Genomic DNA, 22,913 nt, shown 5'->3' with positions numbered 1-22,913 from the left:
GTCAGCCCTTCATCCCGCTGGTGGCGATGCCCTCGACGAAGTACTTCTGCCCCAGCAGGAAGATCACGGCGATCGGGATCACCGAGATCGTCAGCCCGGCGAACAGCAGCGCGTAGTTCGTGTCGAACAGGTTGCTCACGAAGCTCTTGAGCCCGAGCTGGATGGTCCACAGATCCGGGTTGCGCAGGTAGATCAGCGGCCCGAGGTAGTCGTTCCAGGTGTTCACGAAGGTGAGCAGCGACAGGCTCGCGATGGCGGGGATCGAAAGCGGGAGCATGATGCGGCGCCAGATTCCGTATTCGCTCAGGCCGTCGAGGCGAGCGGCCTCGCTCAGCTCCTCGGGGATCGTCTCGTAGTACTGCTTCATGAGGAACACCCCGAACGCGCCGAACGCCTGCAGCAGGATGATCGCCCACAGCGTGTTCGAGACCTTGAGGTTGGACAGCAGGATGAACTGCGGGATCATGTACGACTGCCACGGCACGGCGATGGTACCCACGTAGATGAGGAACAGGATGTCGCGGCCGGCGAAGCGCATCCGCGCGAATCCGTACGCCGCGAACGATCCGGTCAGCACCTGCAGGAAGGTCACCGAGACGGCCAGGACCAGCGTGTTGCGGATCCATGTGAGCATGTCGGCCTTGGTCCAGATGTCGATGTAGTTCTGCCAGACGAAGGTCTCGGGGATCCACACCACGGGGACCGAGAAGACCTCGTTCGCGGTCTTCAGCGAGCTCATCACCATCCAGAAGAACGGCAGGAGCAGGCCGATCGCGAAGGCGGCGAGCGCGAGATAGCCGAGGATGCGGCCGACACGGCGACGGCCGGAGGACTGGCCGACGCGGCGCGATGGGGCCGGGGCCGGGTCGCTCAGTTTGCGCAGCGGTCGGCGACCGGTCACCAGGAGTTCGGTCTGAGTCATCATGCGCTCCGCTTCTTGTTCCACAGGAACTGGCCGATGGTGACGAGGATGCAGAGGAAGAACAGTGCGACGGCGGCGGCGGACGCGTACCCGAACTGCGACTCCTCGAAGCCCTTCTTGTAGATGAACTGCGACAGCACCAGCGTCGCCTGCCCCGGCCCGCCGTCGGTCATCACGAGGATGAGGTCGAAGATCTTGAACGAGTTGATCGTCAGCATGACGGTGACGAAGAACATCGTCGGCCGCAGGCACGGCAGAGTGACGTTGACGAACCGCTGCCACACGCTCGCGCCGTCGACGCGCGCGGCCTCGTGCAGCTCGCGCGGGACGGTCTGGAGTCCGGCGAGGAACAGGATCATGTAGTAGCCCATGTCGCGCCAGGTCGACACGATCACGACCGCGGGCATCGCCCACTCCGGTGAAGTCAGCCACCCCGGCGGGTTCTGGATGCCAATGGCCCGGAGGATCTCGTTGATCGGCCCGTAGTCCGGGCTGAAGAGCAGGTTCCATACGACGGCGATCGCGACGATCGAGGTGATGTACGGGAAGAACGCCGCGGTGCGGAAGAACGCGACACCGCGCAGCTTGTTGTTCAGCAGCAGCGCCAGCCCGAGCGACACCACGATGGTCAGCGGGATGTGCAGCGCCGAATAGTAGATGGTGTTCCAGAAGGCGATGTGGAAGCTGCCGTCGCCCATCAGGCGCTGGAAGTTCGCGAAGCCGACCCAGTCGGCCTTGCCGAACACGTTCCAGTTCGTGAACGCCATATAGAACAGGATCAGCACGGGCAGCAGGGTCAAGAACCCGAACCCGGCGAAGTTCGGCAGGATGAAGCTCCAGCCGATCAGCGCATTGCGGCGGCGCAGCGCCGAGCGGCGGCGCTTCAGCTTCGGCGCCGGCGCCTCGGGGGCATCTGTCGTGGTCATGTCATCTCCTGGATACGAGCGGGAGGAGTCGGGGGCGGCCCGTCGCGCGTGCCGCCCCCGATCGATCAGTCGAGTCCGACCTCGTTCGCGACGCGCTCCTCGGCGGTCGTGATCGCAGCGTCGATCGGCTCGGCCCCGGACATCACCGCGGTGTGCAGATCGCCGAGGATGCCCTGGATCGCCGCGGTCTTGCTCGAGGTCGGGTTCTCCGGCAGCGTCTCGTGCGTCGCCCACGAGAACGCGGACAGCTCGTCGACGGGCGCGCCCTCGACACCGAAGTAGGTCTCGGCGATCGCGTCGTTCGTCAGCGCCGGCGTGATTCCGATGCCGGCGAGCAGCTGCGCGGCCTCCTCGGACGCGGCGAACTCCAGGAACGCCTTGGCGGCGTCCGCCTTGGCCTCATCGATGTTCGCGTTGATGCCGAAGCCGGTCGGGTCGCCGAAGGTCACCGGGGTGTTGTCGGTGCCGGCGGTCGAGGCGTCCAGCTGCGGAACCGGAGCGATGCCCCACTCGAATTCGTTCGCCTCGCCGGAAGCCTGCTGCGCGATCAGGGTCGCGGTGTACCACGTGCCCATGAGCAGCATGGCGGCCTTCTGCGTGCCGAACTCGCCCTGGTAGGTCAGCTGGTTGGCCTTGGCGGTGTTGAAGTCGACCTGCGCTCCGGCATCCTGCAGCGCCAGCGTGTTGTCGTAGTAGTCCTTGAGGTTGCTGAAGTCGCCCTCGAGGATGTCGGTGCCGGTCTGCGCGTTCGCGAAGCCCTGCACCGTGGACTGCCAGTTGTGCAGGTAGGCACCCTGGGAGGCATCCGTGGTCAGCGCTTCGGCGGCGGTGGCGTAGTCGTCCCACGTCCACGATCCGTCAGGGTATTCGACACCGGCGGCGTCGAACAGCGCCTTGTTGTAGAAGAGCACCCACGAGTCCTGGCGGTATGGCACGGCGTACGCGGTGCCGTCGACCTCGTAGGAGCTCGCTCCCCCGATGCCCTCGGGCAGCGCCACGTCGGAGACGTCGAGCAGCTGGCCGCCCTCCTGGAAGGTGGTGACGTACTTGACCTCCTTCTGCGTGATGATGTCCGGTCCGGAGCCGGCGGCGAGGTCGGCCGTCACGAGCGTGTTGTACTCGGCAGGGTCGTACTCCTTGAGCTCGATCTTGACGTTCTCGTGCGTCTTGGCGAACTCGTCGGCGAGCAGCTGGAACTCGGGCGTCGTCTCGATGCTCCAGGCGGAGACGCTCAGCGTGACCGGCGCGTCCGGATCGGCGGCTTCGCCGGAGTCTCCGCTGCTGCTGCAGCCGGCCAGTGCGAGAGCCGCGACAGCTGCGATGCTGCCGGCGGCGAGGATCTTGCGGTTCATGGGATGCTGCTCCTTTGCGATTGCGTTGGCCCAGGAATGGGTCGGGTTCCGGACGGTCGGGCCGCCCGGTGATCTGTCAGTTCTTCGTCGTCAGGTCTGCGGAGGTGCGGATGCCGTCGGTCCATGTCACCGCGACGACATCGCCGTCGACCGTGACGGCCGGCGCCCCGGAGTTCGAGGCGTCGCCGGCGAGTCCGACAGCGACGGCGATCCAGGTGCCGACGACTGGTTCGTAGGTGAACACGGGGACCGCGGCCACGGGGCCCAGCGGGCTGGCCTCGAACCGCTCTGCGACGCTCGGCGCTCCACCAGGCGTGAGGGCGACGATCGTGCTGACCCGGCCCCGCGCGCTGGCCCACGCGGTGGCGCCGGCAGCATCGATCGCCACGGCGTCCGCGGCCATCGCCCAGCCGCCGATGCGCAGCGCGGCGGGCTCGACGCCCTGCTCGAGGGAGTTGATGCGCACGAGGCGCACCTCCCACGCGCCGCGGACGATCGAGTAGGTCGTGACGGAGCCGGCGACGGTGACCTCACCGGTGATGCCGGAGCCGTGGCGCACCTGCACCGCGTCCGGCGCGATCCAGTGCGCGCGGGCCGTGGATCCGGCGATGCCGGCGTCGACGTCTCGACGGATGCCGAGGAGGTCCATGCCCGCTCGGTTCGTCGCGCGGCCGTCGGCGTGGAGGAGGGCGACGGACTGTTCGAGCGGCTCCTGCCAGGCGTCGCCGTTCAGCAGCGGGCTCGCGGCCGTGGAGTAGCCGATCCGCGCGTACAGCGGCGAATCTCCGACGAGGTCGCCGGGGTTCGCGTGGTCGGTGCCGTGGTTGATGACGCGCACGATGCCGTCGTCGTGCGTGGCCGAGATGACCCAGCCGGGGCTCTCGACGGTGCGGAGCACGTCGGCCGTCTCCCCCGGCAGCGGAACGGATTCGGCAGCCCACACGGGGTGGTCGTCCGGGAGCGCGATCCCGAGCATCCCCTTGGCGGCCCAGTAGGGCGAACCGGTGCCGGAGTAGTTCTGCGCGAGCCGGCGCCACTCGTCGTGCCAGCCGAGGTCGAGCAGGTCGTCGGAGTTCGGGACGCCGTGGTCGGCGAAGTGCGACACGATGCCGGATGCTGCGCGGCGCAGTTGTCCGAGCGGGACCGACGGCACCTCGGCGAAGACGCCTGCCCAGAACGGAGCCGCCGCCGCGAAGCGGTAGACGAGGCTGCGACCCTGGATGAGCGGTGCTCCGTCTCGGCCGACGAGTGCCACGGCATCCTGCAGGTACTCGTCGAGGCGCGCGATGTCCGCCGTCGTGCGGCCGTTCGCGAGGTCGGCCGCTCCCTGCATGCGCGACCAGAGGATCGGATAGAGGTGCAGCGCCCAGCCGACGTAGTGGTCGTACGAGCGCTCGTCGCCATCGGACAACCACCCGCCCTGCCGGACGAACGAGTCGTGCCTGGCCAGGTCGGCTTCGATGTCGTCCTGCGACCATGGTCCGCCGACCGACCGGAGGAAGGTCTGGACCACGAGGCGGAACCAGACCCAGTTCGTCTGCGGGTAGGTGTCGTCGCCGACCACCGGCGCGAGGTAGTCGACGACGCGCTGCTGCGTGACGGCGTCGAGCCGATCCCAGATCCACGGGCGGGTCATGTCGAGGATGAGTGCGATGGAGGCGGCTTCGACCTTCGCCTGCGCGTGCTCGTCGAGACGCACCCAGCGGTCGGGAGCTGCGGGATCGACGCCGGCGGCGATGCCTCGTGAGTAGTCCTCGATGAGCTGGTCGACGCCCTCGCCGCGTGCTCCGGCGATGCGGAAGCCGGCGAGCAGGAACGTACGGGCGAACCCCTCCAGCCCGTCGACGTCACGACCGTAGCCGCCGGAGGCACCGGGCGGGGTGATGCGGGCGAAGTTCTCGGATGCCTGGACGCGCGCTCCTGCGAGGAGGCGATCGGCGTACGTCAGCCAGTCGGCGCGGGTCCATTCGGGCACGGATCTCTCCTTTGAAATGCGGGCGGTCACGTCGGGTTCATGACCGCTTTCGGAGATTAGCAATCTTTTTCGTTCAGAACAAGATGTTTCTCGTTTCGTTATGTTCGGTTATGATCGCTTAAGGCTCGCGACACCGGAATTCCCCGCGTGGGACGCCGATGACGGTAGAAAGAACGTGGGAGAGGCGAGGAAGCATGACCGACGACAACGCGCACGCACTGCTGGCGGCGAAGCGCCGCGAGCACGTGATCGACGCACTCGCGCGCGACGGGGCCGTGCGTATCTCGCAACTGGTCGACGACCTCGGCGTGACCCCGGTGACGCTGCGCCGCGACCTGGCGCAGATGGAGCGCGATGGCGTGCTCGTGCGCGTGCACGGCGGGGCTGTGCCGTCCAAGGGCGCGGCGGCCGCGGCGGCTGCCGCATCCGAAGCGGCGAGCCCGCCGGAGCAGCGCACGATCGCAGTGCTCGTCCCGTCCCTGAACTACTACTGGCCCGGTGTCGTCCGCGGCATGGAGGCCGAGGCCCGCGCACGCGGCCTGAAGGTCGTGCTGCGCGGAGCGTCGTACGAACTGCAGGACGAACGCCCCGTCCTGGAGCGGCTCGTCGCCAGCGAGGACATCTCCGGCCTCATCGTCGCGCCGAACACGGACACCCCGCACGCGCAGGATGTCGTGCGCTGGCTGCACGAGTCCGGCATCCCGACCGTCTTCGTCGAACGCGAGATGGTCTCCCCCGACGGGGCACCGGTCGAGTCCGTGGTGACCGACCACGGGCTGGGCGCGATGCTGGCCGCGAGGCACCTGGCCGCCCTCGGCCATCGGCGCGTCGGACTCGTGCTGTCGCGCAATTCGCCGACCTCTCGCAAGATCGCTGCGGGCTGGCACCAGGCTGTCGAGGACCTGCAGCTCGAGCCGGCGCGCAACGCGGCGACGATCCTGCCGGATCGCGCGAGTGTCGACTTCACCTCCGAGGTCAACATCGCGCTGGATTCGATGATGGATGCCGGGATCACCGGACTCCTCGTGCACTCCGACCCCGAAGCGATGGCTGTCGTCGATCTCGCGCTGAACCGCGGGATCTCGGTCCCCGATGACCTGTCGATCATCGCGTACGACGACGAGGTCGCTCAGCTGTTCACGCCGGCGCTGACCGCCGTGAGCCCGCCGCGCGCTTCCGTGGGGCGCAGCGCGGTGGACCTGCTGCTGCACCGGATGGGCAGCATCGATCGGCCTGTCCACCGCGTGCAGTTGAGCCCGCAGCTCATCGTCCGCGACAGCACGGCCGCTCCGCGCGCGTAGCCCGAGGCTCAGCCCGTCGCCCGAGGCGGCTACGAGTCCGCGGAACGACCACGCGCGACGATCACCGGTATGCAGCCGCAGATCATGCTGAGGACCCCGCCGGCGACGAGCACGACGCCCAGCGGCCAGAGGACCTCCATCGAGAAGTCGCCGTACGACAACGCCGCCACGGAGTCTGCCACTCCCTCAGGGAACTCCAGGATGCTGCCGCCGTCGCCGAACACCCACAGCACGATCCCGAGTGTCGTGGCGCCGAGGCCGACGAACACGAAGGCCGTCGCCGACGGGCGGGCAGGTCCATCGACGCGCTCGAGGTGGGAACCGGCCGCGGCGATCTTCGGCGCGCGGATCGAGAGCACGGGCATCACGATGATCAGCACCACGCCCAGTGGGATGCACATGCCGATCACGTAGCCGGCCATCGGCACGAGGAACAGCTGCGCGACGACGCCCTCGCTCCACCAGTAGTGGAAGCCGCCGTTCTGCGCTCCGGATTCGGCGATCGTCTGCCGCACGGCGGGGAAGGCGACGACGATCGCCTGGACGATGCCGATCGGGATCGCGACGAACGCCGGAGCGACGAAGCACGCGGTGAGCATTCGCATGAGAACGTGGCCGATGGAGGGCGCGCGCTTCCACGCCATCTCGAGCATGCACCAGCCGGCATACAGGCCGGGGGCGATGACGGCGAGGTTGCCGCCGAAGTCGTCTCCGGACGCATCCGCCAACGTGGCGAACACGCCCCACACGCCGGCGACGATCGCGAGCGAGAGCACGACGAGGTCGACACCGCTGAGGAGCGAACGCATCTCCGCCCGCCATGGGTGATCCTCCGACGGCGTCGCCGCTTCATCCGACATCTCGTCCCCTCCGTCGAGCACCATCACCGCAAGGCTACCGAGGGGCGTGCGCCTCGAGGAACTCGTACACGTCCGTCGTGTCGACGCCGGGGAACGCCCCGGTCGGCAGCGTCGCGAGCAGCGTCCGCGGAGTCTTCACGTTCGGCCAGGACTGCTCACGCCATCGCAGCTCGAGCTCGGCCGGCGCGCGGCGGCAGCACACCTCGACCGCGTGCTTCGATACGCCGCGGTGCGGGGTGTCCCGCCCGACGAACCACTTCGTGTCGTCGAAGCGCACGCCGACGCTCACGGAGTGCAGCCCCTCACTGGACGCCTCGACCCTGGCCGTGCACCAGTATGTCCCGTTTCCCGTGTCGGTGTACTGGTAGTAAGGGTTGAACCGGTCGTCCTCGTCGAACACGACCCGACTCGTCCACCGCCGACAGCACATCTGCCCCTCGATCGCGCCGAGCCGGTCGGTCGGGAAGTTCACGTCGTCGTTCTCGTACGCCTTCGTGATCGTGCCGGATTCGTGCACCTTGAGGAAGTGCACGGGAATGTCGAGGTGCCGCGTCGCAAGGTTCGTGAACCGGTGCGCCGCGGTCTCATAGGACACCGAATAGGCATCCCGCAGGTCCTCGATCGAGATCTCCCTGCGGGCCTTCGCCTCCCGCAGCGCCGGTACGACGTGCGCCTCGGGGATCAGCAGCGCCCCGGTCAGGTAGTTCGTCTCCACCCGCTGCCGCAGGAACTCCGCATAGCTGCGGGGTTCGGCGTGCCCGAGGATACGGCTCGACAGCGCCTGCAGCACCGCGGTACGGGCATCCCCTTTGGCCTGCACCTGGCCGGACAGATACAGCCGGCCGTTCGCGAGGTCGGCGACGCTGCGCGTCGTCTGCGGAAGATCGGATGCGTAGTGCAGCGTGAACCCGAGATGCGCGGCGATCTCGGATGCCGTGCGCTGGGTGAGCGGGCCGCCCGGGTGCTTCACGGCCGCGAGGATCTCGGCCGCCTTCGCCTCGAGCTCGGCGAAATGGTTGTCCTGCCGCCGCATGAGATGCCGCAGCTCGACGTTCGCGCGACGGGCCTCCTCCGGGGTCGCCGCCCGCTCGTCGCGCAGGCGGTCGATTTCGCCGTGCAGGGCGAGCAGCGCCTTCAGCGCGTCAGTCGGGACGCTCTTGGCGATCCGGAACGGCTCGATCCCGAGGGCCTGGAACGTGTGCCCCTTCATCGCCCGCTCCAGCGAGATCTCGAGCGCGCTGCGCTCGTCGAGCGGTTCGCCCTCGAGCAGCGCGTCGATGGTCGTGCCCAGCGCGCGGGCGATCGCCTGCAGCAGCGTCAGCTTCGGTTCGCGCTTGCCGGTCTCGATCATCGACAGCTGGCTGGGCGCGCGGTCGACCGCTGCGGCGAGCGCCTCCAGGGTCATCCCGCGGGATGCGCGCAGCTGCCGGATGCGCCGTCCGATGGTGAGGGCGTCGGTGTCTTCTTCGATCTGCGCCGGGGTCATGCCGGGGATTCTGTCACGAAAACAGAAATACACCCAAATTTCTCCTCGAGTTCGGCCATCAGCATCCGAGATCTTCACGCAGAGTGGATGCCAAGCCACCCCGATCCCACGGAGGAGAGAGATCATGACGAACAACACCCCGACCGGACTGCGAGCCGGTGACCAGGTCCAGACCGCGGCCGAGCTCGAGGAGATCTGGGACACGGACCCCCGCTGGGACGGGATCGAGCGCAGCTACTCCGCCGAGGACGTCATCCGCATCCGCGGCTCGGTCCGCGAGGAGTCGACGCTCGCCCACCGCGGAGCCGAGAACCTGTGGAACCTCCTGCACACCGAGGAGTACGTCCGTGCCCTCGGCGCCTACACCGGAGGCCAGGCCGTGCAGCAGGTGCGCGCCGGGCTCAAGGCCATCTACCTCTCCGGCTGGCAGGTCGCCGCCGACGGCAACCTCGCCGGTCACACCTACCCCGACCAGTCGCTGTACCCGGCGAACTCCGTGCCCTCGGTGGTCCGCCGCATCAACAACGCGCTGCTGCGGCAGGATCAGCTCGAGCACGCCGAAGGAGACATCACCCAGGACTGGGTCGCCCCGATCGTGGCGGATGCCGAGGCCGGCTTCGGCGGACCCCTGAACGCGTACGAACTGGCGCAGTCGCTGATCCAGTCCGGTGCTGCCGGCATCCACTGGGAGGACCAGCTGGCCAGCGAGAAGAAGTGCGGGCATCTCGGCGGAAAGGTGCTGGTGCCGACGCAGCAGCACATCCGCACGCTGAACGCCGCCCGCCTGGCGGCCGACGTCGCCGGGGTCCCCACCGTCATCATCGCCCGCACGGATGCCCTCGCCGCCGACCTGCTCACCAGCGACGTCGACGAGCGCGACCAGCAGTTCACCACCGGCGAGCGCACCAGCGAGGGGTTCTACCGGATCCGTCCGGGCATCGAGTCGGTCATCAGCCGCGGACTCGCCTTCGCCCCGTACGCCGACCTGCTCTGGGTCGAGACGGGCGAGCCGGACATCGAACTGGCACGATCGTTCGCGACGGCCGTCCATGAGCGGTTCCCCGGCAAGCTGCTCGCGTACAACTGCTCGCCGAGCTTCAACTGGAAGAAGCACCTGTCGGATGCCGAGATCGCCACGTTCCAGCAGGAGCTGGCCGATCTCGGCTACAAGTTCCAGTTCATCACCCTGGCCGGCTTCCATGCCCTGAACCACTCCATGTTCGACCTCGCCCGCGGATACGCCGAGCGCGCCATGAGCGCCTACGTCGACCTGCAGGAGGCCGAGTTCGCCGCCGAGGCATCCGGATACACCGCCACCAGGCACCAGCGCGAGGCCGGCACCGGGTACTTCGACGTCATCTCGACCGCGCTCAACCCCGACAGCGCGACGCTCGCCCTCGCCGGCTCCACCGAGACCGCGCAGTTCCACTGACCCTGGGGCGGGCGGGGTGCACAACCTCAGCGCACCCCATGTCCGGGTTGATGCGGGTCGCAACCGCGAGGATCCGCACGAACCCGGACACGCCACTCAGTGATGTCCGGGTCGGCGCGGGTCGCAACCGCATGAACCCGCACCAACCCGGACACGCCTCCCGGCTCGACGACGAAAAGGACACACATCATGATCACTCCCACCGCTCCCCCGACCATCCCCACCGAGACCCTGCAGGGCCCCGCCATCCGCATCGACGGCCCCCTGCGCGACCGCTATGACGAGATCCTCACGCCGGATGCCGTCGCCTTCCTCACCGAGCTGCACCACCGCTTCGCGCACCGCCGGCACGACCGGCTCGCCGACCGCATGCGGCGGCGCTTCGAGATCGGCAACGGTCATGACCCGCGGTTCCGCGACGACACCGCCCACATCCGCGAGGATGCCGAGTGGCAGGTCGCGGGAGCGGGACCTGGTCTCGAGGACCGCCGGGTCGAGATCACGGGCCCGACCGACCCGAAGATGACGATCAACGCCCTGAACTCCGGCGCGCGCGTGTGGCTCGCCGACCAGGAGGACGCCACGAGCCCGACCTGGGCGAACGTCATCGGCGGGCAGCTGTCGTTGCGCGACGCGATCAGGGGCGAGCTGACCCACACCAGTCCCGAGGGCAAGGTGTACCGCGTCACCGCCGACCGAACGCCGACGATCGTGATGCGTCCGCGCGGCTGGCACCTCACCGAGAAGCACCTGAGCTTCATCGACCACACGGGGCGGGCGATGGCGGCATCCGGTTCCCTCGTCGACTTCGGGCTGTACTTCCTGCACAACGCGCAGGCCCTGATCGATGCGGGGCGCGGACCGTACTTCTACATCGCCAAGCTCGAATCCAGCGAGGAGGCGAAGCTGTGGGACGACATCTTCACCTTCAGCGAGGAGTTCGCGGGCCTGGCGCACGGGACGATCAGGGCGACCGTGCTGATCGAGACGCTGCCGGCGGCGTTCGAGATGGACGAGATCCTGTTCGAACTGCGCGACCACTGCGCCGGTCTCAACGCCGGGCGCTGGGACTACATCTTCTCGATCATCAAGAACTACCGCGGACGCGGAGCGCGGTTCGTCCTGCCCGACCGCAGCGAGGTCACCATGACGGTGCCGTTCATGCGCGCGTACACCGAACTGCTCGTGCAGACGTGCCACAAGCGCGGCGCCTTCGCGATCGGCGGCATGAGCGCCTTCATCCCGAACCGCCGCGATCCGGAGGTGACCGCCCGCGCGATCGAGAAGGTCTCCGCCGACAAGCGCCGCGAGGCCGGTGACGGGTTCGACGGCACGTGGGTCGCGCATCCGGATCTCATTCCCGCAGCGCAGGCGGAGTTCGACGCCGTACTGGGCGACCGCCCGAACCAGCTCGATCGGCAGCGTCCTGACGTCGACGTGAAGCCTGCGGATCTGCTCGACCTGCACATCGGCCGGCCGATCACCGCGCAGGGCGTGCGGGACAACGTCTCGGTCGCGATCCGCTACATCGAAGCCTGGCTGCGGGGCCTGGGCGCCGTCGCGATCGACAACCTGATGGAGGATGCCGCGACGGCGGAGATCTCCCGCTCACAGGTGTGGCAGTGGATCCACCAGGATCTCTCCACCGACGACGGCGCGCCGATCACGGCGGAGTACGTCGAGTCCATCATCGGCGAGATGCTGGCAGGCGCCGACCGCCGGGACGGCGACCGGTTCGACGACGCGGCGGATGTGTTCCGCGAGGTCGCACTGGGAACGGAGTTCCCGGCGTTCCTGACCCTCAGCGCCTACAGCCGGTACCTCGTCGAGACGGACTGACACGGTCGCAGGGATCCCGTCGGCCGGACGCTTTCCTCGGATCGCGTCCGACCGACGGGATCTCTCCGACGCACGGGTGCGGCCTGTGGACAATCCGCTCGGCGCTTCGCGCGATCGGCGTACCCTCCCGAGCATGTCCAGCATCGCCACCGCCTATCGAGCGGCGTCCCGCCCGCGTCGGATCATCTCGCTCGTGCTCAGCGCCCTGACCATCATGCTGTCGATCGGCATCCTCGCGATCTTCATCACGCAGCCCGAGATCTTCCTCAGCGCAGGGACGTCCGGGCTGAGCCCGATCGAGAAGGCCATCCTCGGAACGCGCGAGTACCTGCTGTTCCTGCCGATGATCGCGCTGGCTCTGCTGTTGCGGATGCCCGGTGCCACCGCCCCCGGCAGATCTCCGCTCGTGGTGCCGCTGATCTTCGGCATCGTCGCGGCCGGGATATGCGTCGCGTCCTCCGTGTATCCGCAGGCGGTGGTGCTGATCTCGGGCGCGTTCTTCCTCGTCGGCGTGATGTCGTCGGGGCTGGGATGATTCTCCGATGTCACCGGGGGCCGCCGGGCTCGGCATCCAATCGTGCGCGGATCTCGGGATCGAGCGCGAGCTCGGCCGCCCCGAGCGCCTCGTCCAGCTGCGCCACGCTCGATGCGCCGATCACAGGGATCACCGGAACCTCACCGCCCATCAGCCAGGCGAGCGCGACCTGGTTCGGCGTCGCGCCGACCTCGCCGGCGACCTCGTGCAGCACTTCGCGGCGGGCGTGACTGGTGGGGTGGTCGACGCCGCCCCACAGCTGCTGGTTCCTGCGGGCGATCGCTCCCTGGTGCAGCGGCGAGTACGCGGTGATCGCGAGCGGCGGGCGATCCGGTGTGCCGGTGGAGGCCGCGTAGTCGAGCAGGCCGGGCGTGACGAAGTTGTTCCGTCCGAATCGCGGCGACGGCTGAAGATAGCTGTACTGCTGCTGCACCACGCCGTACGGCGCGATGCCCTGGCGCCGAGCCTCTTCCCTGGCCTCGACGACCCGCCAGGTCGCGACATTCGAGATACCGGCGATGCCGATCAGTCCGTCCTGCTGCAGGGCGCCGAACGCCCCGACCGTCTCGGCGAGATCGACATCGCGATCGTCGACGTGACCGTAGAGGACGTCGATGTGCGAGATGCCGAGGTGCCGAGCGCTCTCCGGGGCCTGCCGGCGGATGACCTCGGCGGACAGCCCCTCGTAGTTCGTCGGCGGGGTGGTGGACAGCGGCTTGGCCGGATCCTTCTGCGCGGCGCCCAGCTTCGTCGCGATGCGCAGACTGTCGCGGTTGCCGCGGTCGCGCATCCATGCCCCGAGGATGTCCTCGCTCTCGCGCCCGTGGCCGCCGGACCAGACGCTGTAGTTGTTCGCGGTGTCGATGAACGTGCCGCCGGCCTCGACGAATCGGTCGAGGATCGCGCGCGAGGTCTCCTGGTCGGTGCGAGTGCCGAAGTTCATGGCGCCGAGGCAGAGCGCGGAGACCGCGAAGGAGGTCGTGCCGTTGGAGAGAGTGCGGGAGCGCATGGGGGTCCTTTCGATTGCGTAGCTCCACGGTACGAATCCATCGGTCCGGCTATACACTCCAATCACGATGCAGAAGACCAGACCAATTCTCGCGTGGGAGACGCTGCTCGACCTCTCACCGGCGAACGACGGCCGCTCGGCGCTGCGGGACCGGCTGGAGCACGCGCTGCGACAGGCGATCGACGACGGCATCCTGCCGCACGGTGCCGCTCTGCCGCCGAGCCGCGCACTCGCGGAGACGCTCGGCGTCTCGCGGTGGGTCGTGACGGAGACCTACGGTCAGCTGGTCGCCGAGGGCGTCCTCGAGGCGACCACGGGTTCGGCGACGACCGTGGCCGCGCCCATCGCCGGCGCTGCCGTGACCGGGGATGCGGCGCGGCCGGCGTCGACCGCGCCGCCGCCGCCGCCGCGCTTCGACCTGCGCCCCGGGCTGCCGGATCTGCGCGCCATCCCCCGCTCCCGCTGGGCTGCGGCGCTGCGCGCCGCACTCGTCGATCTCCCGGACCAGGCGTTCGTGGCGGACCACGGCTCCGGCTACTCCCCCGCCCGGGATGCCGTGGCGGACTATCTCGCCCGTTCGCGACGCGTGGCCGCCGGGGCGGGCGACATCGTGATCACGCACGGCGCGACGGATGGCATGCGACTGCTCGCGCTCGAACTGCGAAGCCGCGGGCACCGCCATCTGCTCGTCGAGGATCCGAGCTGGCCGCGGCTGCGCGACGTCGCCCAGGAGTGCGGACTGACACCGATCGGCGTGCCCGTCGACGAGGACGGCATCGATGTGGCGGCACTCGAATCGGCCGCACGACGCACGGGGGCACGAGCAGCGCTGCTCACGCCGGCGCACCAGTTCCCCCTCGGCGCCGCCCTGTCGCCGCAGCGGCGCGAGCAGATCGTCGCCTGGGCGCGTTCCGCCGACGCCCTCCTGATCGAGGACGACTACGACGCCGAATTCCGCTACGACCGGCGTCCGGTGGCCGCCCTGCAGCGCCTCGCGCCGGACCGCGTGGCGCTGATCGGTTCGCTCTCCAAATCCATCGCGGCCGGTATCGGGATCGGATGGATGGTCCTGCCGTCGGGGGTCGAACCCGCCGCCGCAACGACCGCACCCTCCCTCATCGATCAGGCCGCGCTCGCGCACTTCCTCACTCACGGCGACCTGGAGCGGCACCTGCGCCGAGCACGCACGCGCTTCCGTCGACGACGCGGTCGGCTGCTCGCGGCGCTCGACTGCGAGCTCGGCGGATTGCACGATGAGATCGGTGGCCTGGATGTCACAGGCATCGCCGCCGGCATGCACCTCGTCCTCTCCCTGCCGACCGGTCTCGACGCCCGCGAAGTCGTCCGCCGCGCATCCGAGCACGCGCTCGCGCTGATTCCGCTGCGTCGCTACGCCTTCGACCGGGCCCTGCCCGAGGCCCTCGTGCTGGGATACGGGAATCTGGACGACGCGCTGGTCGAAGACGCGGCGGCCCTCCTCGCGCAGGTGCTGCGGACGGCAGCGACGACCGTCCGACGCCCCCGGCGTACCCTGGATGCATGACAGACGCGTGGGACGGGATCGCGCTCGAGTTCCTGCACAACAACGCGACGGGCGCTCGCCTCGTCGTGGTCGCCGGTGCCGACGACAACCGCTCGCGCCGTGCCGCCGACGCCCTTGCGACCGCGCTCGAGGCGCACGGCGAGTCCGTCGAACGCGCCGACACGATCGAGGTCGACCCATCGGTGCTGCGCGAACAGCTCGTCTCCCCCTTCCGGGCCGACCGCGAGCACGACCGCGTCCTCGTCCTCGCCGGACCCGACCGGCTGCTGGCCGACGAGAACCGCGGGATGTGGCACTTCGCTCTCTGGCACTCCGCCGGCGATGAGCCGACGCATGCCGACGCATCCGCTCTCGTCGACATGACCGATCCTGCCGCGCCACGGCGCCGGTACGCCGATTCGTGCGGCACCGCGGAGTGCTGCAGCGACTGACGCGCACGGCTCCCCTCGCGCGGGTAGCATTCAAAGCGTGACCGAACGCGCTCCTCTCTCCCGCAAGCTGTCCGCAATCGCCGAGTCCGCGACCCTCAAGGTGGATGCCAAGGCCAAGGCCCTGAAGGCCGAAGGCAAGCCGGTCATCTCCTACGCCGCCGGCGAGCCCGACTTCGCGACGCCGCAGTTCATCGTGGATGCCGCGGCAGAGGCTCTCGCCGACCCGGCGAGCTACCGGTACACGCCCGCCCCCGGCCTGCCGGCGCTGCGCGAGGCGATCGCTGCGAAGACGCTGCGCGACTCCGGCCTCGAGGTCTCCCCGTCGCAGGTCATCGTGACCAACGGCGGCAAGCAGTCCGTCTATCAGGCCTTCCAGGCGGTCGTGAACCCCGGCGACGAGGTGCTGCTGCCTGCACCGTACTGGACGACGTATCCCGAGGCGATCCGCCTGGCCGACGGCATCCCGGTCGAGGTGTTCGCCGGATCCGACCAGGACTACAAGGTCACGGTCGAGCAGCTCGAGGCGGCACGCACCGACCGCACCACGGTGCTCGTATTCGTCTCGCCGTCGAACCCGACCGGCTCGGTGTACACGGCGGAGGAGACCAAGGCCATCGGCGAGTGGGCCGTCGAGCACGGCATCTGGATCATCTCGGACGAGATCTACCAGAACCTCACCTACGAAGGCGTGAAGGCCGTCTCGATCGTCGAAGCGGTCCCGGCCGCTGCGGACCAGACGATCCTCGTCAACGGCGTCGCGAAGACCTATGCCATGACAGGGTGGCGCGTGGGCTGGATGGTCGGCCCCGCCGACGCGATCAAGGTCGCGGGCAACCTGCAGTCGCACCTGTCCAGCAACGTGAACAACGTGGCGCAGAAGGGCGCGATCGCCGCTCTCACCGGCCCGCAGACCGAGGCGGAGCAGTTCCGCGAGGCGTTCGATCGCCGTCGCCGGCTCATCGTGTCGGAGCTGTCGAAGATCGACGGTGTGAAGGTGCCGAACCCGCTCGGCGCGTTCTACGTCTACCCCGACGTGCACGGTCTGCTCGGACGCACCTGGGGTGGTGTCACGCCGACGACCTCGCTCGAGCTGGCCGACCTCATCCTCGAGCAGGCCGAGGTCGCCGTCGTTCCCGGCGAAGCGTTCGGGCCGTCGGGATACCTCCGCCTCTCCTACGCGCTCGGCGACGACCAGCTTCTGGAGGGCATCCAGCGCCTGCAGCGCCTGTTCGCCTCCTGACCCGGGGGTGGCCCGCGGACGCGTCAGTCCTCGAACCCGATCAGCCAGCGGATGCCGTAGCGATCGACCACCTGACCGTCGTAGTCCCCCCACGGACGCTTCTGCAGCGGGTCGGCGACCGTCCCACCCTCGGCGAGCGCGTCGAACCAGCGTGTGAGAGTCGAGGCCCCCGCTGCCCCGAGCAGCGAGAAGCTCGCCCCGACGATGTGCACGGCATCCTCGTCCCCTCCGGCATCTGCGGCGAACAACTGGACCGCGCCGGTGAGCATGCCGTGCGCGATCGCGTCGTCAGGGCCGTCCACGCGGCTGAACTGCGCGTACGTGAACAGCGTCAGCTCCCCGCCGAACACGTCGCGGTAGAACGTCAGCGCTTCGGCGGCGTTGCCGGGGAAGAACAGGTACGGCACGAGTCCGGGCATGCACGCGAGCATACGCCCTGCGCGAGCTGCGGCGCGATGCTCTGCGACCGGCGGTGACGTTAGATGTCGACGCCGACGAGCACGGGTTCCGGCTGCAGCAGCAGACCGAACTCGGCGTGCACTCGACTGGAGATGTAGCGCGCGAGTTCGGCGATCTCGCCGGCCGTCGCTCCGCCGCGATTGGTGAGCGCGAGGGCGTGCTTGGTCGACACCCCGGCGCGGGAGCGCGGCAGCTTGAAGCCCTTCGAGATTCCGGCGTGCTCGATGAGCCACGCCGCCGACACCTTGACGTCGGTCGGCGTCGACACGATCGGAGGAACCGTCCCGTCATATGCGCCGAGCGGAATGACCGTGACGGCATCCAGGTCGGGGGCCACAGGCCACCGCGGGCACTCCGGAGGGAGGGCCCGCGCGACGGCCTCCGGCACGATCGCGTTCTGGAAGAACGAACCGGCACTCGTGGTGTCGGGGTCATCCGGATCGAGGAGCATGCCCTTGACGGCACGCGTCGCCAGGATCCGCTCGCGCACCCAGGCCAGCGGCACAGGGGCGTCGTCCTGCAGCGCGAGCGCGCGGCGCAGCTGCTCGCCGCGGACGATGCGCCCGGCATCCCCCACATCAGCGAGATCCAGCGTGACCGACAGGATGACCGCGCGCCGCAGGGGCGCACCGCCGTAGTGATGCTTGAGGACGGACGTCCGGAAGCCCAGCCCGAGTTCGGATGCCGGAACCACCGACACCTCGCCGCCCTCGTCGATGAGCTCGACCTCGACGAGGGTCTCCTGGATCTCCTGCCCGTACGCGCCGACGTTCTGCACGGGGGCGGCGCCGACGGTTCCGGGGATGCCGCTCATCGCCTCGATGCCGGCGAGTCCGTGCTCGACCGTGTAGGCGACGAGTGCGTCCCAGTCATGACCGGCCTGCACGCGAACGCGGGCGCGACCGGGGTGCGGCGACTCGAGCCGCTCGATGCCGGTCGTCAGCACGCGGATCACGGTGCCCTCGAACGTCTCGTCGCCGACGAACAGGTTCGAGCCGCCGCCGAGGACGAACCATTCGTCACCGCGCGTCCAGGTCTCGCGCAGCGCCTCGACCAGCTCGTCCGCGGTGCGCGCCTCCAGCATCCGTTCGGGTGCGGCGCCGGTGCGCAGCGTGGTGAGCTGCGAGAGCGCGATCGGTGCGACGTCGCGCATCAGATCGCGACGCGCAGCTGCGCCTTGCCGAGGACCGTGGTCTCGCCGAAGGTGACCTTGAGGTCGATGCGCGCGCTGGTCTCGTCCACGGCGCCGACCGTGGCGAGCACGTGCACGTGCGCACCGTCCGCCGGGTCGACGACGACGGGCTTCGTGAACCGCACGCCGTATTCGGTGATCGTGCCGGTGTCGCCCAGGGCCGCGACCACGACGGACGAGGCGATGCCCATCGTCAGCATCCCGTGCGCGAGCACGCCGGGAAGCCCGACCGACTCGGCGACGTCGTCGCGGTAGTGGATCGGGTTGAAGTCGCCTGAGGCGCCCGCGTAGCGGACCAGCGACTCGCGCGTGAGGTGGATGTCGCGCTCGGCGACGACATCTCCGACAGTGAACGACATCATTCCCCCGCTCCGACCAGCAGGACGCTGGTCGCCGTGACGACGTGGGCGCCCTCGGCATCCGTGATCTCGGCTTCACTGGTGATCATGGCGTTGCCGCCGACCGTGCGGATGCCGGTGACCGTGAGGCGTCCGCTCAACTCGTCGCCCGCGACGATCGGCCGCGTGTAGGCGAAGCGCTGCTCGGCGTGGATGGTGCGCGCCAGTTCGATGCCCGACCCGGGCTCGCTGAGCAGCTGCTGCAGCGTCTGGTCCTGGATGACCATCGCGAACGTGGGCGGGGCGACGACGTCGGCGTAGCCGAGCGCGCGAGCGGCATCCACATCGGTGTGCAGCGGAGCGTCGGCGAAGACGGCGCGGGCGAACTCGCGCACCTTCTCACGACCGACGAGGTACGGGGCCGTCGGCGGGAACTCCCGGCCGACAAGTTCGGTGTTGACTGGCACCCCTCGATCCTACCGGCCGTCCCCGGCCGACTCCCTGTCGCCGGCCGGGGAAACACTCCTCAAGCGGCCCGCGCGGCGAGGGCGGAGCCGAGCATGACCAGGCGCATGCTGCGCTCCGCAGCATCCCGCAGCAGAGCCTCGCCCTGTTCGACGGCCTGTTCGAGCCGCATCGGCACGGTGAGGATGGAGGCGATCGCTCCGATGCCGATATCGTGCACGGCCGGAGCTCCCTCGCCCAGCGAACCGGCGATGCCGAGCACCGGCACCCCGGCGATGCGGGCGCGCATGGCGACCTCGGCCGGCACCTTCCCGCGCGGCGTCTGGAAGTCGATCGCGCCCTCGGCCGTGATGACGAGGTCGGCCGTCTCGAGCAGGTCGTCGAGGTTGCGCGGCAGCAGGTCGCCGTCCAGCAGCACTTCGAACCTCGGAGCCAGGCGAGCGCCGAGGACCGCCGCGAGTCCTGCCCCCAGGCCGCCGGATGCTCCGGTCCCCGGTCCGGTGCGCACATCCATCGTCGCGCCCTGCGGACCGAACCGCTCGAGCACATCGGCCCACGTGTCCAGTGCCTCCGAGAGCTGTTCGACGTCGGCGGGTGAGGCGCCCTTCTGCGGACCGAACACCCGCGCCACCCCTCGGGGCCCGCACAGGACGTTGTGGATGTTGCAGGCGAGGACGATCTCGACCTCGGCGGCCCGCGGGTGCAGGTGGGTGAGATCCAGCGCGGCGGCGTCGACGAGGTGCCGCCCGCCGCGGGGCAGCGGGGTGCCGTCCCGGTCGAGGACGCGAACGCCGAGCGCTTCGAGCGCACCGGCCCCGCCGTCGCTGGTGCCCGAGTCGCCGCATCCGACGATGATCCGTTCCGCGCCGCCGTCGAGCGCCGCGGCGATCAGCTGCCCGACGCCCAGCGTCGTCGTGGCGCCGGGGTCGCGCCTGTCGCGCGGGACCAGGCGCAGCCCGCCCGCCTGCGCCATCTCGACGACGGCCGTCCCGCGCGCCGACCCGCCGAGGCGGGCATAGTGCGCGACGACGGGATCGCCGACGGGGCCGGTGACGGTGACCGGGACGAGCTCGCCACCGGTCGCTGCGGCGAGCGCGGCCGCGGTGCCCTCGCCGCCGTCGGGGATCGGGAACTCGTCGACCTGGATGCCGGGGATGACGCGGCGCACACCCGATGCGATGGCCCGGGCGACCGTCTCGGCGTCGAGGCTCTCCTTGAATCCGCTGGGGGCGACGAGAACGCGCTGGGGAATGTGGATGGACATGGAGACTCCTTCTGATGGACCCGGATCCGGGTACGACGAACGTCGGTGGGGTGGAGGGGTGAGGACGAGGGCGAGGGGATGCTGCGGTGCGCGGTGCGCGGTGCTCAGCGCAGGAGCGGCATCCCCATGGCCGGCCAGATCCAGAACGAGAAGCAGACGACGAGGAGGAACATCGCCGGAGCGAGGATCGCCGAGAGCGAGCGGAGGTCGCGGGGATGGAATCCGCCCGGTGCGATCTCCGGGTCGGCGAACATGGCCACGGGCTTCGCCGAGCTGGGCAGAGTGTGGCAGAAGCCGGCGGCCGCGGTCGAGGCGAAGGCCGCGGCGGCGGGATCGACGCCGAGTCCGGGGGCGAGCGCGATGACCATCGGGATGATCGCCGCGGACCGTGCGGAGCGCGAGGGGATCATCAGGTGCGCGCCGAGCGACAGGGCGATGACGGCGAGCACGAACGCGATGCCGGCCGACGAACCGAGCCCCGCCATCGGCCCGAGCGCCCAGGTGCCGAGCCAGTCGGCGGCACCCGTGGCGGTGAGCGCCGAGGCGAGTGCGAGAGTGGCGGCGAGGAACAGCAGCAGCGCCCACGGCACCTTCTTCACCGCGACAGGCAGCGTGATGCATCCGATCTTCGGCGACACCACGACGATGGCGCCGAACAGCGCGACGAGTGCGGGCGAGATGTGATGCACGGGTTCGGTGCACCACAGCACGACCACGGCGACGAGCAGCAGGCCGGCACGGCGCTCGATCGCCGTGAGCGGTCCGCTCACCGGTGTCGGTGCCGTGCGGGCCAGGTCGGCGAAGACGTTCGGGATGCCGCGACGGCGTTCTGCCCTGCCGGTGAACCGCAGCAGCACGATCTCGCACGCGAGGTGGGAGGAGACGATCGCCAGTGGCAGGCCGAACCACAGCCAGTCGAGGAATCCGAAGCCCTGCCCGACGACGGATTCCAACAGCTGCGACGTGATCACATGCGCGCCGGCACCGAGGAGCGAGCCGACGGCGGACAGCAGGATCACCGTGGGGAACAGCAGCGACAGGGCCCGGATGAGCGTCGGGCGATCGGCCAGCGATGCCGCGAGCGCCGTGAACACGGGGATCGCCAGCGCGGCACGCCCGGATGTCGCCGGGACGGCGAACGTCGTGACCGTGAGGGCGAAGGTCGTGAGATGGAACAGCGCGCGCGGTGTGCGGGCCCGGCGCAGCAGCAGTGCGGTGCCTCGCAGCGCGAGCCCCGACGCGCTGACACCGGCCGCGATGATGAACGCGCACAGCAGCAGCCAGATCGTCTCGTCGCCGAGCGAGGCGAAGAAGTCCTCGGCAGGCAGCACGCCGACAGCGATGAGCGCGACCGCGGCGAGGAAGGCCACCAGAGTGTCGTCGAGCGGTGTGCACATCCATGCCCAGACGGCGAGGAGGAAGACCGAGATCGTGGCGGCGATCGGCAGCGTCGGCGCACCGCCGTCGCCTGCCGGAGACGTGAGGGCGGCGACGCCGAGCGCGATCACGGTGACCGCGACGACGACGAGACCGAGGACGCTCCGCAGACGCAGGCGGTCACGGGGCGGTCGCGGGGTGCGGGGCGGTCGCGGCGTGCGGGGCACGCGCGGCGGGGTCGGAGCGTTCGGCGGTGCGAACCGCTCCGGGGGGCGTGTGGCGTACACGACGCGGATGGGCGCGGTGTTCATTGGAACCGATACCCCGCTCCGCGGACGGTTTCGATGTGCTCCGCACCGATCTTGCTGCGCAGGGCTCGCACGTACACGTCGACCACGTTGGATGCCGGGTCGAAGTCCATTCCCCACACCTGTCCGATCAGCTGATCGCGCGACAGCACCTGACCCGGATGCTGCAGGAACACCTCGAGCAGCGAGAACTCCCGCGAGGTGAGGTCGGCCGACTCGTCGCCGACGGTGACCCTGCGGGTGCGGATGTCGGCGGTCACGTCGCCGTGCGTGAGGACCGCTCCGGCGACCCGCTGCTCGCCGTCGCCGATGCGCAGTTTCACTCTGGCGAGGAGCTCGGCGAACTGGAACGGCTTGGTGACGTAGTCGTTCGCGCCGCTCTCGAGCCCTCGGACCGTGTCGATCACGGAATCGCGTGCGGTGAGGATGATGACGGGAGCCGTGACCCCTTCGCCTCGGAGGTGCGAGAGGACGGTGAAGCCGTCGATCCCCTGCAGGCCGATGTCCAGCAGCATCAGGTCGAACTGACGGGTGCGCGCCATGATGAGGGCGCTCTCGCCGTCGGTGGCCTCGGAGGTCTCGTAGCCGGCGGTCCGAAGGCCGCGTCGGACGAAGGAGGTGATGTGGGGGTCGTCTTCGACGATCAGGATGTGGCGCAC

21 protein-coding genes are annotated in these 22,913 nt (G+C 69.6%); 7 read left to right on the top strand and 14 right to left on the bottom strand.

Going from position 1 to position 22,913, the window contains the following annotated elements; translation table 11 throughout:
• Window position 1 precedes the first annotated feature (1 nt).
• The 4 genes from ACI7YT_RS04215 to ACI7YT_RS04200 all read right to left on the bottom strand — a co-directional run bounded on the left by ACI7YT_RS04215 (window position 2) and on the right by ACI7YT_RS04200 (window position 5,175).
• A complete protein-coding gene (locus tag ACI7YT_RS04215) occupies window positions 2-922 on the bottom strand; it encodes a carbohydrate ABC transporter permease (RefSeq protein WP_406250487.1) in 921 nt (306 codons plus the stop codon).
• The gene (locus ACI7YT_RS04210; RefSeq protein WP_406249228.1) at window positions 922-1,848 is read right to left on the bottom strand and encodes a carbohydrate ABC transporter permease; all 927 of its coding nucleotides are present in this window, start codon (window positions 1,846-1,848) and stop codon (window positions 922-924) included. Before ACI7YT_RS04210 ends, ACI7YT_RS04215 begins: the two co-directional genes overlap by 1 nt.
• 65 nt (window positions 1,849-1,913) lie before the next feature.
• Window positions 1,914-3,200, bottom strand: coding sequence for an ABC transporter substrate-binding protein (locus ACI7YT_RS04205; protein ID WP_406249227.1), 1,287 nt, complete (start codon window positions 3,198-3,200; stop codon window positions 1,914-1,916).
• Window positions 3,201-3,276: 76 nt separating this feature from the next.
• Window positions 3,277-5,175: a DUF2264 domain-containing protein gene (locus ACI7YT_RS04200; protein WP_406249226.1), complete on the bottom strand. Its 1,899-nt coding sequence runs from the start codon at window positions 5,173-5,175 to the stop codon at window positions 3,277-3,279.
• 194 nt (window positions 5,176-5,369) lie between these two features.
• Here ACI7YT_RS04200 and ACI7YT_RS04195 point away from each other — a divergent pair, with 194 nt between their 5' ends.
• Window positions 5,370-6,476, top strand: a complete 1,107-nt coding sequence (locus tag ACI7YT_RS04195) for a substrate-binding domain-containing protein (protein ID WP_406249225.1) — start codon at window positions 5,370-5,372, stop codon at window positions 6,474-6,476.
• Between the two features lie 29 nt (window positions 6,477-6,505).
• On the opposite strand, the gene ACI7YT_RS04190 is transcribed toward ACI7YT_RS04195, so the two are convergent.
• Window positions 6,506-7,360: a hypothetical protein gene (locus ACI7YT_RS04190; protein WP_406249224.1), complete on the bottom strand. Its 855-nt coding sequence runs from the start codon at window positions 7,358-7,360 to the stop codon at window positions 6,506-6,508.
• Between the two features lie 10 nt (window positions 7,361-7,370).
• Entirely contained in the window at window positions 7,371-8,822 is a 1,452-nt protein-coding gene (locus ACI7YT_RS04185; protein WP_406249223.1) for a helix-turn-helix domain-containing protein, read from the bottom strand.
• Window positions 8,823-8,946: 124 nt separating this feature from the next.
• Here ACI7YT_RS04185 and aceA point away from each other — a divergent pair, with 124 nt between their 5' ends.
• The 3 genes from aceA (at window position 8,947) to ACI7YT_RS04170 (ending at window position 12,628) form a co-directional block, all read left to right on the top strand.
• Window positions 8,947-10,254, top strand: coding sequence for an isocitrate lyase (gene aceA, locus ACI7YT_RS04180; RefSeq protein WP_406249222.1), 1,308 nt, complete (start codon window positions 8,947-8,949; stop codon window positions 10,252-10,254).
• 189 nt (window positions 10,255-10,443) lie between these two features.
• Complete coding sequence (gene aceB / locus ACI7YT_RS04175) at window positions 10,444-12,093, top strand: malate synthase A (protein WP_406249221.1); 1,650 nt, start codon at window positions 10,444-10,446, stop codon at window positions 12,091-12,093.
• 133 nt (window positions 12,094-12,226) lie between these two features.
• Window positions 12,227-12,628 carry a hypothetical protein gene (locus tag ACI7YT_RS04170; protein ID WP_406249220.1) on the top strand — a complete coding sequence of 134 codons (402 nt, stop codon included), beginning with the start codon at window positions 12,227-12,229 and terminating at the stop codon, window positions 12,626-12,628.
• Window positions 12,629-12,638: 10 nt separating this feature from the next.
• Here the strand turns inward: ACI7YT_RS04170 and ACI7YT_RS04165 are convergent, their stop codons facing one another.
• A complete protein-coding gene (locus tag ACI7YT_RS04165) occupies window positions 12,639-13,637 on the bottom strand; it encodes an aldo/keto reductase (protein ID WP_406249219.1) in 999 nt (332 codons plus the stop codon).
• A gap of 67 nt (window positions 13,638-13,704) precedes the next feature.
• Here ACI7YT_RS04165 and ACI7YT_RS04160 point away from each other — a divergent pair, with 67 nt between their 5' ends.
• Genes ACI7YT_RS04160 through ACI7YT_RS04150 form a run of 3 tightly spaced genes read left to right on the top strand, consistent with a single transcriptional unit; the run spans window position 13,705 to window position 16,851 of the window.
• Window positions 13,705-15,180 carry a PLP-dependent aminotransferase family protein gene (locus ACI7YT_RS04160; protein WP_406249218.1) on the top strand — a complete coding sequence of 492 codons (1,476 nt, stop codon included), beginning with the start codon at window positions 13,705-13,707 and terminating at the stop codon, window positions 15,178-15,180.
• Complete coding sequence (locus ACI7YT_RS04155) at window positions 15,177-15,611, top strand: hypothetical protein (RefSeq protein WP_406249217.1); 435 nt, start codon at window positions 15,177-15,179, stop codon at window positions 15,609-15,611. Before ACI7YT_RS04160 ends, ACI7YT_RS04155 begins: the two co-directional genes overlap by 4 nt.
• A gap of 37 nt (window positions 15,612-15,648) precedes the next feature.
• Window positions 15,649-16,851 (top strand): pyridoxal phosphate-dependent aminotransferase, encoded by a 1,203-nt coding sequence (locus tag ACI7YT_RS04150; protein WP_406249216.1) that lies wholly within the window; start codon window positions 15,649-15,651, stop codon window positions 16,849-16,851.
• A 23-nt stretch (window positions 16,852-16,874) separates the two neighbouring features.
• Here ACI7YT_RS04150 and ACI7YT_RS04145 read toward each other — a convergent pair whose 3' ends face one another.
• The 7 genes from ACI7YT_RS04145 to ACI7YT_RS04115 form a co-directional block, all read right to left on the bottom strand.
• Window positions 16,875-17,270 carry a VOC family protein gene (locus ACI7YT_RS04145; protein WP_406249215.1) on the bottom strand — a complete coding sequence of 132 codons (396 nt, stop codon included), beginning with the start codon at window positions 17,268-17,270 and terminating at the stop codon, window positions 16,875-16,877.
• 59 nt (window positions 17,271-17,329) lie between these two features.
• The gene (locus ACI7YT_RS04140) at window positions 17,330-18,463 is read right to left on the bottom strand and encodes a UDP-N-acetylmuramate dehydrogenase (RefSeq protein ID WP_406249214.1); all 1,134 of its coding nucleotides are present in this window, start codon (window positions 18,461-18,463) and stop codon (window positions 17,330-17,332) included.
• The gene (locus ACI7YT_RS04135; protein WP_406249213.1) at window positions 18,463-18,864 is read right to left on the bottom strand and encodes a MaoC/PaaZ C-terminal domain-containing protein; all 402 of its coding nucleotides are present in this window, start codon (window positions 18,862-18,864) and stop codon (window positions 18,463-18,465) included. Before ACI7YT_RS04135 ends, ACI7YT_RS04140 begins: the two co-directional genes overlap by 1 nt.
• Window positions 18,861-19,307 (bottom strand): MaoC family dehydratase N-terminal domain-containing protein, encoded by a 447-nt coding sequence (locus ACI7YT_RS04130; protein ID WP_406249212.1) that lies wholly within the window; start codon window positions 19,305-19,307, stop codon window positions 18,861-18,863. Before ACI7YT_RS04130 ends, ACI7YT_RS04135 begins: the two co-directional genes overlap by 4 nt.
• 59 nt (window positions 19,308-19,366) lie before the next feature.
• Window positions 19,367-20,569, bottom strand: coding sequence for a glycerate kinase (locus ACI7YT_RS04125; protein ID WP_406249211.1), 1,203 nt, complete (start codon window positions 20,567-20,569; stop codon window positions 19,367-19,369).
• Window positions 20,570-20,673: 104 nt separating this feature from the next.
• Window positions 20,674-22,257 carry an SLC13 family permease gene (locus ACI7YT_RS04120; protein WP_406249210.1) on the bottom strand — a complete coding sequence of 528 codons (1,584 nt, stop codon included), beginning with the start codon at window positions 22,255-22,257 and terminating at the stop codon, window positions 20,674-20,676.
• Complete coding sequence (locus tag ACI7YT_RS04115; RefSeq protein WP_406249209.1) at window positions 22,254-22,913, bottom strand: response regulator transcription factor; 660 nt, start codon at window positions 22,911-22,913, stop codon at window positions 22,254-22,256. Before ACI7YT_RS04115 ends, ACI7YT_RS04120 begins: the two co-directional genes overlap by 4 nt.

This window comes from Microbacterium sp. M (assembly GCF_045181065.1).
GTDB lineage: Bacteria > Actinomycetota > Actinomycetes > Actinomycetales > Microbacteriaceae > Microbacterium.
The sequence above is the reverse complement of the archived record's forward strand: the minus strand, read 5'-3'. Positions and strand labels throughout refer to the sequence as shown.

Bases quoted from the DNA above. Each gene is read 5' to 3' on its own strand.
- ACI7YT_RS04215 (WP_406250487.1), bottom strand. From the start codon at position 922: ATGACTCAGACCGAACTCCTGGTGACCGGTCGCCGACCGCTGCGCAAA.
- ACI7YT_RS04210 (WP_406249228.1), bottom strand. From the start codon at position 1,848: ATGACCACGACAGATGCCCCCGAGGCGCCGGCGCCGAAGCTGAAGCGC.
- ACI7YT_RS04205 (WP_406249227.1), bottom strand. From the start codon at position 3,200: ATGAACCGCAAGATCCTCGCCGCCGGCAGCATCGCAGCTGTCGCGGCT.
- ACI7YT_RS04195 (WP_406249225.1), top strand. From the start codon at position 5,370: ATGACCGACGACAACGCGCACGCACTGCTGGCGGCGAAGCGCCGCGAG.
- ACI7YT_RS04190 (WP_406249224.1), bottom strand. From the start codon at position 7,360: ATGGTGCTCGACGGAGGGGACGAGATGTCGGATGAAGCGGCGACGCCG.
- ACI7YT_RS04185 (WP_406249223.1), bottom strand. From the start codon at position 8,822: ATGACCCCGGCGCAGATCGAAGAAGACACCGACGCCCTCACCATCGGA.
- aceA (WP_406249222.1), top strand. From the start codon at position 8,947: ATGACGAACAACACCCCGACCGGACTGCGAGCCGGTGACCAGGTCCAG.
- aceB (WP_406249221.1), top strand. From the start codon at position 10,444: ATGATCACTCCCACCGCTCCCCCGACCATCCCCACCGAGACCCTGCAG.
- ACI7YT_RS04170 (WP_406249220.1), top strand. From the start codon at position 12,227: ATGTCCAGCATCGCCACCGCCTATCGAGCGGCGTCCCGCCCGCGTCGG.
- ACI7YT_RS04165 (WP_406249219.1), bottom strand. From the start codon at position 13,637: ATGCGCTCCCGCACTCTCTCCAACGGCACGACCTCCTTCGCGGTCTCC.
- ACI7YT_RS04160 (WP_406249218.1), top strand. From the start codon at position 13,705: ATGCAGAAGACCAGACCAATTCTCGCGTGGGAGACGCTGCTCGACCTC.
- ACI7YT_RS04155 (WP_406249217.1), top strand. From the start codon at position 15,177: ATGACAGACGCGTGGGACGGGATCGCGCTCGAGTTCCTGCACAACAAC.
- ACI7YT_RS04145 (WP_406249215.1), bottom strand. From the start codon at position 17,270: ATGCCCGGACTCGTGCCGTACCTGTTCTTCCCCGGCAACGCCGCCGAA.
- ACI7YT_RS04140 (WP_406249214.1), bottom strand. From the start codon at position 18,463: ATGCGCGACGTCGCACCGATCGCGCTCTCGCAGCTCACCACGCTGCGC.
- ACI7YT_RS04135 (WP_406249213.1), bottom strand. From the start codon at position 18,864: ATGATGTCGTTCACTGTCGGAGATGTCGTCGCCGAGCGCGACATCCAC.
- ACI7YT_RS04125 (WP_406249211.1), bottom strand. From the start codon at position 20,569: ATGTCCATCCACATTCCCCAGCGCGTTCTCGTCGCCCCCAGCGGATTC.
- ACI7YT_RS04120 (WP_406249210.1), bottom strand. From the start codon at position 22,257: ATGAACACCGCGCCCATCCGCGTCGTGTACGCCACACGCCCCCCGGAG.